Origin of the sequence: Rhodopirellula sp. UBA1907, from assembly GCF_002337565.1 — a bacterium.
GTDB classification, from domain to species: domain Bacteria; phylum Planctomycetota; class Planctomycetia; order Pirellulales; family Pirellulaceae; genus Rhodopirellula; species Rhodopirellula europaea.
The window spans coordinates 26,925-41,463 of the sequence record NZ_DDGH01000081.1; the positions used below are offsets into that span (position 1 = coordinate 26,925).

Annotated in this window: 11 protein-coding genes; 3 read left to right on the plus strand and 8 right to left on the minus strand. The window is 55.8% G+C overall.

The annotated features are described in order from the left end of the window. The first annotated feature begins 524 nt into the window (after window positions 1-524). Window positions 525-803 (plus strand): hypothetical protein, encoded by a 279-nt coding sequence (locus B2R17_RS17225; protein WP_007327457.1) that lies wholly within the window; start codon window positions 525-527, stop codon window positions 801-803. Window positions 804-974: 171 nt separating this feature from the next. On the opposite strand, the gene B2R17_RS17230 is transcribed toward B2R17_RS17225, so the two are convergent. The 6 genes from B2R17_RS17230 to aroB all read right to left on the minus strand — a co-directional run bounded on the left by B2R17_RS17230 (window position 975) and on the right by aroB (window position 7,840). After that, the gene (locus tag B2R17_RS17230) at window positions 975-1,484 is read right to left on the minus strand and encodes a globin family protein (RefSeq protein WP_007332697.1); all 510 of its coding nucleotides are present in this window, start codon (window positions 1,482-1,484) and stop codon (window positions 975-977) included. An 11-nt stretch (window positions 1,485-1,495) separates the two neighbouring features. Beyond that, window positions 1,496-2,119, minus strand: coding sequence for a Tll0287-like domain-containing protein (locus tag B2R17_RS17235; protein ID WP_286764954.1), 624 nt, complete (start codon window positions 2,117-2,119; stop codon window positions 1,496-1,498). Between the two features lie 112 nt (window positions 2,120-2,231). After that, window positions 2,232-3,617 carry an ammonia-forming cytochrome c nitrite reductase subunit c552 gene (locus B2R17_RS17240; protein ID WP_286764955.1) on the minus strand — a complete coding sequence of 462 codons (1,386 nt, stop codon included), beginning with the start codon at window positions 3,615-3,617 and terminating at the stop codon, window positions 2,232-2,234. A gap of 1 nt (window position 3,618) precedes the next feature. Beyond that, entirely contained in the window at window positions 3,619-5,628 is a 2,010-nt protein-coding gene (locus tag B2R17_RS17245) for an FAD-dependent oxidoreductase (protein ID WP_339888019.1), read from the minus strand. A 392-nt stretch (window positions 5,629-6,020) separates the two neighbouring features. Then, on the minus strand, window positions 6,021-6,575 hold the full coding sequence (gene nusG / locus B2R17_RS17250; protein ID WP_007332693.1) for a transcription termination/antitermination protein NusG: 555 nt from the start codon (window positions 6,573-6,575) through the stop codon (window positions 6,021-6,023). Between the two features lie 101 nt (window positions 6,576-6,676). Next, the gene (aroB, locus tag B2R17_RS17255; RefSeq protein ID WP_414707354.1) at window positions 6,677-7,840 is read right to left on the minus strand and encodes a 3-dehydroquinate synthase; all 1,164 of its coding nucleotides are present in this window, start codon (window positions 7,838-7,840) and stop codon (window positions 6,677-6,679) included. A gap of 140 nt (window positions 7,841-7,980) precedes the next feature. On the opposite strand from aroB, the gene B2R17_RS17260 reads away from it, so the two are divergent. Then, a complete protein-coding gene (locus B2R17_RS17260) occupies window positions 7,981-8,631 on the plus strand; it encodes a hypothetical protein (protein WP_286764958.1) in 651 nt (216 codons plus the stop codon). Between the two features lie 88 nt (window positions 8,632-8,719). Here B2R17_RS17260 and B2R17_RS17265 read toward each other — a convergent pair whose 3' ends face one another. Beyond that, window positions 8,720-9,040, minus strand: a complete 321-nt coding sequence (locus B2R17_RS17265; RefSeq protein ID WP_339888021.1) for a DUF1294 domain-containing protein — start codon at window positions 9,038-9,040, stop codon at window positions 8,720-8,722. Between the two features lie 35 nt (window positions 9,041-9,075). Between B2R17_RS17265 and B2R17_RS17270 the strand changes: the two genes are divergently transcribed. Then, on the plus strand, window positions 9,076-11,280 hold the full coding sequence (locus tag B2R17_RS17270) for an AAA domain-containing protein (protein ID WP_286764960.1): 2,205 nt from the start codon (window positions 9,076-9,078) through the stop codon (window positions 11,278-11,280). Between the two features lie 8 nt (window positions 11,281-11,288). On the opposite strand, the gene B2R17_RS17275 is transcribed toward B2R17_RS17270, so the two are convergent. Continuing rightward, on the minus strand, window positions 11,289-14,519 hold the full coding sequence (locus B2R17_RS17275; protein ID WP_414707355.1) for a protein kinase domain-containing protein: 3,231 nt from the start codon (window positions 14,517-14,519) through the stop codon (window positions 11,289-11,291). Window positions 14,520-14,539 lie beyond the last annotated feature (20 nt).

Genomic DNA, 14,539 nt, shown 5'->3' on the forward strand with positions numbered 1-14,539 from the left:
CAGGCGTCCAGCATAGCGAAGCAGTTCCACTGATTGGGGCGTGGCCAACCACTAAGCCGATATAATGGGCGGCAAAGAGACCTTGCGAGGGGACCCAGCACCCCTCCTCGCAGGCAAGTCGAAAGCTGCGCTATATGTCGCCGCAGAGACTGATTTTCTAGAACGACGATTCGACTCAACAAGCATCTTAGGTGGGATCCATCGACGTCTGTGGAAGCACGCTAAATTGGCACAAATCTGGGATGCGAGCTTGGTTCATTGATTCCCAGTCTTTCCCCGATATGGTCCCAATCTGCATCCAAGTAACCGAACGAAAACTTGTTGAAATTCAGTTCGTGAGGGATGCCGCTGGCTGCGAGGTTTGCCTAAAAGTCAGCAGCGCCGCACATCGGTGGAGCAACGATTTCGCAGAAAGCCTACCTGCCCGGATGAGATACCACGAAAGATCGTTTTAGAGAGGCAAACTTGAATCCATCCCGCTCAGCAGGCACCTTACAGCTTGTCATTTGCCGCAGAAGAAAAGCATGAAAGCAGAGAAGCCATGCGTGTTGTGTGAAGTCGATCCTGCCTTCAATGAGCATCATTTGATTCCGCGTCATTGCCACCGGAAGACTTGGTGGAAGAAACGCTTTGCAAAAGAAGAGATGCAGCGAACGATCTCGGTTTGCAAGATGTGCCATCGATCGATTCACAACTTGATCCCCGACGAAAAAGAGTTGGGGCGCGATTATTTCACGATCGAGAGACTGAAAGCGCACCCGGCATTCGCCAACTACCTGGCCTGGAAACGCCGCCGCATGTGACGCCAGAGCGTTCCGGCCAAAGACGCCCCACCCTCCAAATCATGTTGCGAGCGGACGCCGCCTGGCGTTTCCAATCGCCAACCCAACTGCCACAGCACATTGTCCCATCAACAATGCACCGCGTCACCAGGTGACGCGGCTTTGTCGGATCGCAGCGAAAAACCGGACGGCTTATGCGGCGGCGGATTTGCCGCTCAGCATCGCGCCGGATAGCGTGGTGTAGGTCAACAGCCAAGCCTCCTTCACGTCCTCGGTGAAGTCATCACCAAGGCCTTGCCCGAGTGTCCAAATCAATGCTTCCCCCACGGTTGCATAGCTGGAATCAGGCACCTCGTATTCGACCGCGTGCTTCCGTCCCAACGCTTGTACGGTCGGCAAGATCGTTTCGAGTCGATCGAGAGAAGTCACCGCCAGCGTGATCGTGCTCATCAGCTTCTTGCCTTGTTCGCTCATATCGCCCTTGAACAAAGCCCGCAGGCTCGGATCGAGAGTGAACAACCTTCCGTAGAACAATTCCGCGGCTTGCTCTGAAATTGGTTTGACCTTTTCCCAACTCTCTTTGACGAGAGTGACTTGTTCTGGAGTCATGTCGAGTGTGCTCTTTGAATCAGTGAAGTTGAAATGAATTGGGAACAAGATTCCCACAAATTGGTTCTGGGTCGCGTCTTTCGGCAGCGTCACCGTGCCGATTGCTACTTCATGGGCACTCGAACAATGACGCCACCCATGACGTCGTCTTTGACGAACTCGGGGTAATCATCGCCGCGATTGGGGTGATCGTTGTGGCAGCTCCAACACGCTTCCGCGACAGCTTTGTCGGCATACGCTGCGACGAAATACTTCTCACCACCGAGCTCTTCTTCGCCGTAAAAGTTTTCGGTCGGGTTCTCAGCGATGAAATCCAAAGCCGTGACTTCGAGATCGCTCTTTGGTTTGTTCTGTTCATTGAGAGGCCATTTGCTCTTCAACGCGTACGTGAATCCGGCTTCCGGATTGTCGAACACCAACTCGGATCCCATTCGGAACATTTGCGCCGGAAGCGGGATCGTGTGTTCTTCGTCTTCCCAGTACTCGCTGGGTTCGACCGGGGCCTCTTGCTTTTTCAGTCGCGTGACAACTTTGGATGCGTAGACCGTGCGGTCGGCCATCATCACCGCATGAACCGCATCGGCAAACTTCTTGTACGGGATGCCGGGTTCAGATGGCTCCGAAGGTGTTGCCGAAGCGTTTGCACCACCGCCACATCCGGTGGAGGTTGCAACTAGCAGACAAAGCAGACTGAAAACGAACGTGTTGGGTGTGAATCTGAAAAACATGAAAAGGTCCTAGGGTTGGGCGTGCCTTGGAAAAGCCGAACGAAACGGCTGAGTAGAACGTCGCGGGATATCCGGTGACAAAGATCACCAGTTGACGAATCGATTGCTTGAGTCACTTCTTCTTCGAACGTGCCTCCTTCTTACGTTGTCTTTCTTCAAATCTCGCTTTCACGAGGTCAATGCTTTCAACATGCACCGCAGGGGTCTCGGCGAAACAGTTTTCGATCAGTTGCGGGTCAGCCAATGCATCGATCGAAAAACCAAGTCCATGACACTGCATGCACACATCACGAATCATTTTTTCATTGGGCCGGAGGTTGTCGTTTTGGTTGTGGTTGGCCCAGACGTTGCCGTCGTCGTCTTCCACTCGTGGCATATGACAGGTCGCACATGAAACGCCGCTTCCCGCTGGTGCTGTCCCAGCGATCTCGTTCTGCCAAGCGGCATAGTGGCTGGTCGTCAAAAACGCCTGGCTGTGTCCGTCGGCATGGCATTCCAAACAAGCATCGACGGATGCGTACTCGGTATCGAAGCGGTGCCCGGCATGACACGCGTTGCAATCAAGCTGGCGGTGCGCCGCATCCGCGTGCATCGAGATTCGAGCATCGCCCGGTGTCATTGCTGACAAACCCGCCGCCAACCGCATCCCGTGATGGCCTTGGAAAAACGTTTCCATCTGTCCCGGATGGCAAGTGCCACACATTTGCACTGAGACCTCACGGTTCCACACTGGGTCGCTCTTGGAATCCGCCTCCGTCTCGTCGCTAGGCGTCTGCAGATGGCAACCGCTGCAGTTCACTCCGGCCGATGCGTGCGCCGTGGACGCCCAATCATTCAAAACGTCGACGGAATCGGGATCCGTGCCGGACCATTCCTCAGGTGCGTCGGCATCGGTTTCCGACAATGATTTCTTAGAATCAACCAGCATCGGCTCGCGAGCCAGCCCTACCATCTCGTCGAGGAAGTCATCTTCATCGGCGTGCTTCAAAAGGAAGTTCTCGTAGAGTGCACGGTTGTCGTGATAGTTGTGACAACCGGCCGTTGCGCACGAGTCAAACTTGAACTCGGCATGACTGGGACGTGTCTCGAGAGTCTCCTGATGGCAGTGGTAGCAATAGTCTGATGGCAGTGTCAGCCCCATCGGCAGCGTCTGTTCGTCAACGTGCTCCCGATGGCAAGTGACGCAGTTGGTGGCATCCAAAACCGACAACAACTCGGCATTGGTTGGGTCATTGAACTTGCTTGACGGATGCGTGTCCTTCGCCAGTCGCAGTTCTTCCGCGTGACAACTGGTGCAGGCATCTTCCCGCAGTCCACTGCCCTCGGTGTGACACAGATCGCATCGCATCTCGATTTGATAGTGGCCGTGCGATGTCTTGCCGGGCAACAACATCGTCTTGGTCGACGCCCCCGGCGCGAACGCAGAGTACGCGATGCCCGCGACCACCAGCACGTTGACGCCGATCAAACTCAACCACAATTGTTTCGCCGCTGTCATGTCAGTACCAATACACGCTGAAGACGTGACCGGCCAACAAAGCTGGCAGCGGAACAAATAAAGCGATGTGGATCCAAGTCAACTTGGGTCGCCAAGCTCGCATGAACATCGCGGAGTCGCCCGACAACTTTGATTCGAGCGATGACGCTATCCCCGCCAAACCACCAACCAGAGCCAGCAACAGGAACGTCAGGCTGAGAGCAAAATTCAGATTGCTCCCCATGCGAACACCGGTGTGAACAATCAGTCCAAACAGCATCGCCGTACCGATTGCTGCATGGGCCGCTCGCCACCATCCATAGTCGCCAAAGCTGATTCGCTTGACTCGTTTTCGCAGCGAAAAGACGAGCGCGGCCAACATCAGAAACAACAATGAAAAACCGCTGACTTGTTTGATGAATCCGTCACGCCAAAACAAATCGATGTTCCGCCAGGAATCCTGAACGCTGGTCGCAAACCGAAGCGGAGGCGTCAAAAACAAGGCCAACGCCAAGCATGCAGCGAGAACCGAAGTGACCAGCACAACTTTGCTGCCACGGACGTTGACCTGCTCAGGTCCTTCGCCAACCAATTCACACAGCAAGTTGGTGCAGGTTCCGCAAGCCGTTCCCGCACCAGTCGCGGCGGATAACTGCGACGCGGTGGAATGTCCATCGGCGATCGCCAACCCGAGTTGATGACGTGTGATTCCCATGCAAGAACACACCGTCGCATGTCCCGGCCATTGATGGATCTGAAGCCCGGTGCCACCGGCATAAGGCATCCCCGTCCGCTGAAAACGAACACGTTGGGTTGGCCACAACCGTTTGTGCTGGGCGACAGACATGCGAATCAAATTCACATCGTCCCACTCACCGACCGATGCCGCCCCAACGACGCGGCCTTGTTCCAAGATCAACTTTCGATAGCCGTTTTCGCCATCATGGGTGACAACAACCCCTGACGTCGACTCACCAATCGCTTTACCAAGCGTGATGACCGGAACGCCAAGCAACTTCAGTTCGACAGATTCTTCACTGTCGACAAATTCAGCTTGTTCGCCGGCCAAACGTGCGGCCAATACATCGGCCATCCGATAACAAGGAGCCACCAAGCCGTGAATGTGTCCATCAACCGCGGCACACTCTCCGATCGCGAAAACGTGTGGGTCGCTGGTTTCCAATCTCCGGTTCACCGCGATGCCACCTCGCGGACCGAGTTCTAAACCAGCGTCGCGAGCCAACTCATCGCGAGGTCGGATCCCTGCGGCGACCAGAACAATATCCACTTCAGTCGGTTCCGCGTTTTCATACTGCAGCGTCAGGCGGCCGTCTCTCGGTTCGATCGCCTTTGTGCGCCGAGTGACATGAACATCGACGCCCAACGACTCGACCTGCTCCCGCAATACCTTCGCGGCTTGTGCATCCAGCTGCCGTGGCATCAACCCGGGGGCGACTTCCAAGATGGTGGTCGCCAACCCAAGATCCGTGATCACTTTCGCGGCTTCCAAACCAAGCAATCCACCACCGATGACGGCCGAAGTCTTGGCATCGTGTTCGCGAACGTATCGCTGGATGGCCTCCAAATCATCAATCGTGCGATAGACAAACACTCCGGGGCTGTCCGAACCCGAAATCGGTGGCACCCAGGGATAGGACCCGGTCGCCAACACGAGATGGTCGTACGATTCAACGCCGCCCCGATCATCGTGAATCTGTTGACGATCGAGATCAATTCGCGTGATTCGACGTCCGGTATGCAATTCGATATCGTTGGCTTCGTACCAGTCTCTCGGCGAGAGCAACAATTCCGATTCGGCTCGTCCCGACAACAACGATGAGAGGTTCACCCGATCGTACGCCGGACGGGGTTCTTCGCCGAAAACCGAGATCGCAAACCGCGAACGTTGGCTGCTGCCGATGACTCGTTTGCAAAAACCGTGTGCGGCCATCCCGCCCCCAACAATCACCAACCGCTCCGCCGATGTGACATCGACGACGGAAGGAGCGGCGAGTTGAGGGGCACCTTGCATAGACAGACAAGCGGCGTGCGAACGTGGAACAGGTAGTTCACGCAGCACTCGATCAATCGAGTGCTCGGAACGGGGCTGGTCGTCGAGTCAAAGCACACATCATTCCAATGTCCGCACGAAAGCGTGCCGGAACGCACGGATGGCCCCTAGCAAGTCGCTAAGGGTGCGCATCCCTCAAAAGATGCACGCCTCGGGCATCTTTTAAAGCGATGGATGATGGCGCATCTTTCGCGTATGACGGCGGAGCGGATTCTGCCGTTGAAAAGAAAGGCAGATCAATGCCTAGCAAGCGGGCATCGGTGCCCGTCGTTTAAGCGACCTTCAAAAAGAGCGTTTGGCGGGACGAGCGAAAAGCTCCGTCGCCGGCGATCGTTCCGAGCACGCTCACTTGTTCAGTCAATCTTCTCGAGCTGGCAATCCTCGAGTTTCACGCTGACGCCTTGCTCCATGAATCGAACGAAGACGAGCAAGCGAGTTTCGTTTTCGCGGCGGATGACCGTGCCCTCATAACCGGCGAAGGTGCCGTTCTTCACTCGTACATGCTCGCCAGGCTGCAGCTGACTTTCGATCGTCAGCGGCACGCCCATCACGATCAGGCTGCGAATCTGCTGCAGGTCCTCGATCAAATCCGGGACTTGCACGATCTCCGAAGCCTTCAAAACGGAGCCGGTGCAGATCGCTTCGTAACGAGCTTGATCGTCGCCTCGAATAAAGACGTAGGTTGAAAACAGCGGAACGAACGATTCTCGCATCCGCCCACCTGGCGAACGAAAACGCTGTTTGATCATCGGCGCGTAGTGCGGCACACCAGCGTCACGCAGCTTGCGAACCACCGCCTTCTCTTGCCGAGATTTGGTGTAGAGCAACCACCACGGCGAATCGAGTGATTCTTCCTGGTCGATCAGATCGTCCGGGTAGCAGTCGGGTTCAAAAGGCAGAATGGGCATCGATGTGACAGCGTCCGTGGAGTCAGAGATGAACCGTTGTGAGTCCGTCGAGGGTAATCATGAAAAAGCAATGCTGCTTGCGAAACCGAGCGAACTGCTCGCTATCCATTAGGTTCGTCACGGCAAGCAAGGATCGCGGCAATGACTTTCTCGGAGGGAACATCGCCGACCATGGCAACATGTCCGATTCGGTCCGGCAACACAAACCTCAACTTCCCGTGTGAAACTTTTTTGTCGCGAGACATGACGGGAAGCATCTTTTCGGGATCCGCATCCTTCCATGCCAGCGGCAATTTCGCGGCGGACAACACCGCCGTTTGTTCTTCTAGCAAAGATCGGTCGCACAGTTCCATGTCGATGGCCAAATGAGCGGCCATTTGCATTCCGATCGAAACCGCTTCGCCGTGCAGACACACTCCATAGCCCGCCGTGGCTTCGATCGCATGAGCAAACGTGTGGCCATAATTCAGGATCGCACGCCGGCCGGATGTTTCACGCTCGTCCTCGGCAACCACTCGAGCCTTGGATTCACAGCTTTTTCGAATCGCGTACCGAAGCGTCTCGGCATCCTTCTCAATCAAGCGTGCGGCTTTGTCCTGCAACCAGCTAAAGAACTCGGCGTCTTCGATCACGCCGTACTTGATCACTTCCGCCATGCCGCTGATGAAATCGCGATCGGGCAACGTCGAAAGAGACTGCGTGTCGATCCAAACCATCTGAGGCTGCCAGAAACTGCCGACCATGTTTTTGCCGCCAGACAGATTGATTCCGGTCTTGCCACCGACGCTGCTGTCGACCATCGAAAGCAACGTCGTGGGAACCTGCACAAACCTCAATCCGCGTGTGAAGGAAGCGGCAGCGAACCCGGCCAAGTCGCCGACGACTCCACCGCCGACCGCGACGACAACGCTGCGACGATCTGTCCCTGATTCCAACATCGTGTTCCAAATCGACTCGAGCATCGAAACCGACTTGCTCGTTTCACCAGATGGAATCGAGATATTGGTGATGCGAATGCCGGCCTGATCGAGTTGTTGCTCCACTCTGCTAGCGATCGTATTTGACACCGCTGCATCGTGTATCAGCACGACATGCGTGCAGTCGCCAACGGCCGCTTGAAAGTGTTTCGCGAAATGAGGTTGCTCGGCGGATTCGGTCAGTCCAGTGGAGACCCAAATGGGATAGCTGCGATCGCCAAGCGAGACTTCGATCGATTCAATCGGTTCGGTCATGAGGTCGATGGGTTGGGGCAAAGTTGGTTGCACGGTTAGGATAGTGTAGCCGTTGGCCTGTTTTTGCGGCATGCCACGGTGGCCCACTTGGCCGCGGTCCAGTGAAAGTCAATCGAGCCCGGCGTTTCGACTTTGTCACCGCACTTTTGCCACTTCCAAATTGTGTTTCTTTGATGAACGAAAACGAATCGCCCGCCGTCGACCCTCATGCGGACAAGTACAACGATCCGCGAGTGGTCGTCACGCGATACCAAGTGTTGGCGTTGGTGGCGATTGTCGTGATCGGTGCGATTGCCGCCGTGGTCAGCATCGCGGCTCGCCGGACCAAGCTGGAGAAAACGACCGAGTTTTGGGGCCCGGACGTCATCACCGCGATCCAGTTGGGTGATCATGTGGAACTGATCCCTGGCCCTGGTGCCGACTTCGCCCAAGTGGAACTGACCGCCTTCCCCGGGCTGGGGCACCTTCGCAAAGCGTTGTTGGAACAAAGCCACTACCAATGGGCGACGGTCGAGGCAGATTCGGTCGAAGCCTTGGCAGAAGCGTCTGCTTCAGAAGCTTATGCCGGTGAGACAATGGACCAACCAATGGTCGTCCGCTTGGAGTTTTCTGACCCGCACTATCAACGCGTGCCCCCGGCTTTGATCGACGTGGAACTGGCAAGCGGAACAGTTGGGCCCGCCGATGGATCGCAACGAGTGAAGGTGACCGATCGAGTCCGCCCGGCACTGAGGCACCAACTGAAGTTGCTGATGAAAGTCAGCGAGTTGCGTTATGGCCAGCGAACTCACGCGGCAGACGAAGAGGACCAAACCGACGAGTGATACGGCGCAAACGGCTTGCTCCACTCGCCAATCTTCGTGATTAAAACGGTGAGCGCCCGACACTCGCTCGTCTCAGTGGTCGCCCCTCTCAGCGGACCCCCCACCACAGTATCGCGACGACCGAGACGACGTGGATGACCGCCGCGACGACAAACTGAATTCGGTAGGAAACCTTGGACGTCTTGTGTCTCAGCTTCTGACCGGCGAGGTAGCCTCCGGGCCAACCGCCCAGCAAGCTGGCCAGCAACAGCGTCTTCTCCGGGATCCGCTGAGTTTTCCCTCGAGCGGCACGTTTGTCCTTCCAGTACAAAACCGCGGTCAACACACTGGCAAAAAACGTCTCAGCGGCGATGATGAGTGCGAGCGTCACGGACCGTTTCTCCGAAGGCGTGTTCCATTCCCGCTGCATCTTGCCGCGGGTTCGTTCTAAAGATTGTTCTTCGCATGTCATCACGTTCGCGCAAAGCCCGCTCGAAAGCCAAGTCCCAAAGAGAAGGCAAAACCGCGTTCAAAAACTCCGATGCTGGCTCGTTTGGCGATGGAATTCTCTCTGGTGGCAAGAAAAGCGACGCCAATTCATCCAAGATTGGCTTGGCAAATATGAACGTTCCGTATCCGGCCGGTTTGCCAACCGATCGCCCGCTCGATCAAGAAGACTACTTCGAGCAGCTCGCCATTTGGTTGGATTTGGAAGCTGAAGCCGAACGAGCACGCCTCGCAAAGCTGCGTCAGATTCGGTCTCAACGTGACGTCGAAAGCACCGGCCAAGCGATCGTGGGGCTCGACATGATCGACTACCACACCGGTCTGGCGGGACGTTATCTGCTCGACTTGGCCAAACCGGGCGGCAAAGACCTGCCCATGAACCGGCTGAAAGTCGGCTCGCCAGTCGTGCTGTCGATGGATGACGATCCGTCGGACGAAGGCATTGCGGGAGTCGTCAGTCGCCGCAAGAACCACTCAATCCAAATCGCGACCGACACCTTTCCGGTCCGCGACCAAGACGACCTGAAGAAGAAGGGCGTGGGCAAACACGGAAAATCCGGCCAACGCCCCGCCGTCGTTTCGGACCGCTTCCGGTTGGACATGTCACCGGACGAGACGACTCGGCTTCGACAGCTCGCCGCGATGGCCAAAGCCCAAGAAATTCGCGGCCGCTCAGGCAAGCTTCGTGATGTGTTACTGGGAATCAAAACGCCTCGCGTCGACGGCAACCCAATCGACACACATGACATTGATCCCGAGAGCTTCCAGTTCGAACTCAATGACATCGACTTTCGCACCGAGCTCAATCCCCCGCAACGCGATGCCGTCGCATTCGCGATGATGGCCGATGATGTCGCAATCATTCACGGTCCTCCCGGCACCGGCAAAACAACGACCATCGCCGAAATCATCGCTCAATCCGTTGAACGCGGCGAAAGAGTCCTCGCCTGTGCGGCCAGCAACACCGCCGTCGACAATTTGTTGGAACGCCTCGTTCGTTTGATGCCCAACGTGGTTCGCGTCGGTCACCCGGCTCGAGTCTTCGAATCCTTGCAAGAACACACGCTCGACGCTCTGGTTGAATCAGACCCGACCAGCACCGTCATCAAAGACCTCCGTCGCGAACTCGATCAAATCCTGCGAGAAGCCAACCGGCCGATCCGAGCGGGTGGCGGTCGAGAACGCAAACAACGCTCCGAACTGTTCAACGAAGCCGGGCGTCTTCGCGGCATGATCCGGTCGCAAGAACGCGGCATTGTGCGTTCGGTGATCGATCGAGCCGATGTGATCTGCACCACAACCACCATCGACGAAGAACTGCTCAGCGATCAATCGTTTGACTTGGTCGTCGTCGATGAATCGTGCCAGTGCACCGAACCAGGAATGTGGCAAGCGATCCTGCGAGCCGATCGGTTGATCTTGGCCGGCGATCATTGCCAATTGCCTCCAACGGTCCTATCCGATGATGCCGCCAAGATCGGCATGCGAGACTCTCTGATGCAGCGATTAGTGCATCGCTACGGCGAGCGGATCTATCGCCGACTCACCGTGCAGTACCGCATGAACGAATCGATCATGCGGTTCAGCAGCGACCATTTCTACGACAGCACCTTGATCGCAGACGCTTCCGTCAAACGGCATCGCCTGTGCGATTTGCCAAACGTCGAGGAAAACGATTTCACGACCGAACCATTGCTGTTGATTGACACCGCGGGTGCGGGCTACGAGGAGGAATTGGAACCGGACGGCCAAAGCAAACTGAACCACGGGGAAGCCAAGGTCATCCTGCAGCTCGTCAAACAACTCGCCGACATGGGAGTCACCGGCGATCAAATTGCAGTCATCGCACCTTACGCCGCGCAAGTCCGCAACCTCCGCATGCGGTTGGATCTGGACGGGATCGAAATCGACACCGTCGACGGATTCCAAGGACGCGAAAAAGAGGTCGTGCTAATCACCATGACTCGCAGCAACCCAGACGGTGAAATTGGGTTCCTATCCGATCAACGCCGCAGCAACGTGGCACTCACGCGAGCCAAACGGAAACTGATTGTCGTTGGAGACAGCGCCACGCTCTGCAGCCACGATTTCTATTCGGACCTGTTTGGCTACTTCGAAGACGCCGGTGCCTATCACAGCGTCTTCACGCTGGAAGGACACTGACTCTCGGATCAGTCGGCGGTCTCAGCGTTTGAAGCTTCCAAAATGATGGCGGGTGCATCCACGTGGCCAACGAAGAGCGAGTTCTGATCTTTGATAAATCGGAGATTGTTGTAAGTGGGTTTTGCAAGACCAATGCTCCCAAATTGCCGCTCGGTCTTGAGATCCCAAAACCGAATGGTCGAGTCAACCATAGAAGTAACGACGGTCTGGTCGTCGTCTAAGAACAATTGATCGACAACGTTGTGACGGTGCCCCTTCAAAGTCGCGATCGGCTCAAGATCTGGATAGGATCTGATCCGGATGACTCGGTTGTGATGTGAAGTTAGCAACTGCCGCCCTTTCGAATCGAAACAAATCCCAGCGTAAGCCTCGGACTCATTCAAACGTTCCAACAGAGTCAATTCTCGATCCTCGAAACGGTATAGATGGCTTTCCCCCATGACGATCAAGGCATCCTCACTCGGAACGCGGCATAGCCTCGACAGATTCCCGTCGTCCGTATCGAACTCGTCCACGAAGGAAAAGTCGTCGGCGCGATGGAGGAGCATTCGATCGTTGAAAAGCGTGACAAGCCAATCGTTTGTGAATTGCAGATCTCGGCAGCCCGTCGTTTTCTCAACAGGCATCGGAATGGTGGTCACAATTTCGCCCGTCTTTGAATCCGCAATCACAACTTCATTCAAGCGTCCGATTGCCATTTGCTTACCGTCCGGAGCGAGCGAGATAGCGAGACCGACTTCGGCAGGATAGTCTCCGATCTTTCGAAACTCGCCGACATCGGAATCGTTGCGGTAGTGCCCAACAACACCACCTTGAAATCGGACATACACATCGGAACTTCCATGGTGCAATGTCCTGGTCTCATGCAGTCGATACTTCTCGCTCGCGACCAGATCGCTGCCCGGCGTTTTCCAGACCAGATCCGAAACATCCCACAACCGCACCGTTCCATCCAAACTCGACGTGACTATCCGCGGAACGCCCCAATCGCCAGCGATCATCTTGATGCTTGAGATCCCTTTCTCGCTCGCTTGAATCACATTGGCGTGAATGAGTCTCTTGCCATTGGTTCTCTGGTAGAGATCCCACAACAGAACCATTCCTTCATCGACTCCGGCGCAAACATAACGACCGTCATCGGAGATATCGACGCAGCGGATGCGTCCTGGGATGTCTTTGAAAGACGCAACAAACTTGCGCTCTTTCCCATCGACCACATGAATCATGTCAGAATTGCAGCTGACCAGCCGAAGCTCGCCGCTGTCGGAAAGCGGCTTTGAAAAGGTGAACGATGTCGGTGCCACAATGGTTGGCAGGACATATGTCTTCTCTGGATCTTCGTCCCAGACCAACACGCGTGCCTCAGCGTCCTCCGGGTTTTCGAGGAAGGCAAAGTTCCCGCCGTCCCCAATGAACTCCAAGCACTCGTTTCGCGATTCGCCCTCATAGCGTTCCACCAAGTCACCATTGATGTTGTGAATCTGGACGCTGCGATATCGTTCTGCGGAGGCAACGGACTGCCCGTCTGACGAGAAGGCCACCGATTCGATGGTGTTCTGGTGTCCGACCATCGAGACCACTTCATCGCCTGTCCGAACATCGCCGATAAAGACGAAGTTGTACCCTAGACTACCGTTCAGCCCCGTGACAAAACGCCGGTTGTCTGGGCTGATCGCGACAGCATTGAGTTGATTGCCGACTTGATGACGATGCAGGACCTTCTTGTTTTCGAGGTCGATCACATGCAATTGACCTTCCTCGCCGACAGAAAGAACCAGCTTGCCGTCTCTGGAAACGGCCACTTCATTCGCTTCGCCCTCGTGCGTCGTCAACAACACCGATGGCGCTTCCCTGGTCAGTCGATCAAGCAATTGCCAAGCAAAATATGGCTTTGCATTCGCGGCTGATTTGTCTTGAGAAGAACCCGCGTTCGGACTGTACTTTTCAAGCAGTTTCCTGGCTTCCAAAAAGTTATGCGAGGCATAGGCTTGATAGGCCAACGTCATGTCGGCGACATACAGATAGTTCCTCAACTCTTCCTGGCTGGTGGCAAGCTCCAAGTTGGTTCGCGACAATTCATCGTTGGTTGCTTCCAGATCCGAGTTGATGGTCATCAACCGACCGGAATAAATCGAGATCGTGGCAATGACCGCAACGATCGTGGTCACCATTCCAATCAAAGATACGAGTGCCACCAACGGATTGCGTTCGCTCCAACGAAACAACCGTTCGCTCCAGCCCGGCATTTTCGCAGTGACAGGTTCCTGGTTCGCAAACCGACGAAGGTCCTTCGCGAATTCTTCCGCCGTGGCATAGCGGTTCGCCGGCGTAAGCGACATCGCCTTGCCGATGATCGCCTGCAAAGCACGTGGTAATTCCGGGCGAGCTTTGCCGGCTGGTGTGTGAGCCCCTTGCGTGACTTGATTCAGAATCTGATCCCGCGATCCCGAATAAGCTCGCTGCAATGTTGCCCACTCGTACAGCGTGACACCCAAACTGTAGATATCCGACTGAGGCGTCGTGGCCGCGGTTGCACCGGAAGTCTGCTCGGGGCTCATGTAAGCCGGCGTTCCCAGCACATCGCCAGTCATCGTCAACGCAGTGTTTTCGTCTTCGGAGAACGCTAAACCAAAGTCCGTCAGCCAAATTTTGCCATCGCTGTCGAACATCAAGTTGGATGGTTTCACGTCGCGGTGGATCACCCGATCGTTGTGAGCAGCTTGCAACGCATCCACCACATTCGCGATTGATTCGGCGATGAACTCAAAGGAGTCGCTCGACGCACTTTCGGCTTCGAGGCTGATTCGAGTGTCGACCGTTTCGCCGCTTGGAGCGGCCATGCAAATTCGAGTGTCGTCGTTTTTGCCTTCCTTCGAAATCCGATCAGCCAGGGTTTGCCCGTCGATGTATCGCATGACGAGGTATTGCGTCCCCTCGTCAACTCCGGAATCAAGCAACGGAACAATGTGGTCGTGCTGCAGGTCCTGAATCAACGTCGATTCACGTTCAAAACGGCGGCGCAAACGAGCTTGCTTCGACGCGCGATGTTGCAGCAGTTTCAGCGCCACCTTCTGCCCCGTGGTGACGTCCTCGGCCAGGTACACTTCGCCCATCCCGCCGGTGCCGAGTGTCCGGATGACTCGGTAATTGCCAAAGTGTTCAAGAGACTCGTTGAGGTCACCCGCCTCTGTGCTGGCCCCTTCGGTGGGATTGTCAGTTGGTAGATTCACTTCGTGCAGAACCGTGACTTCGTTAGCGG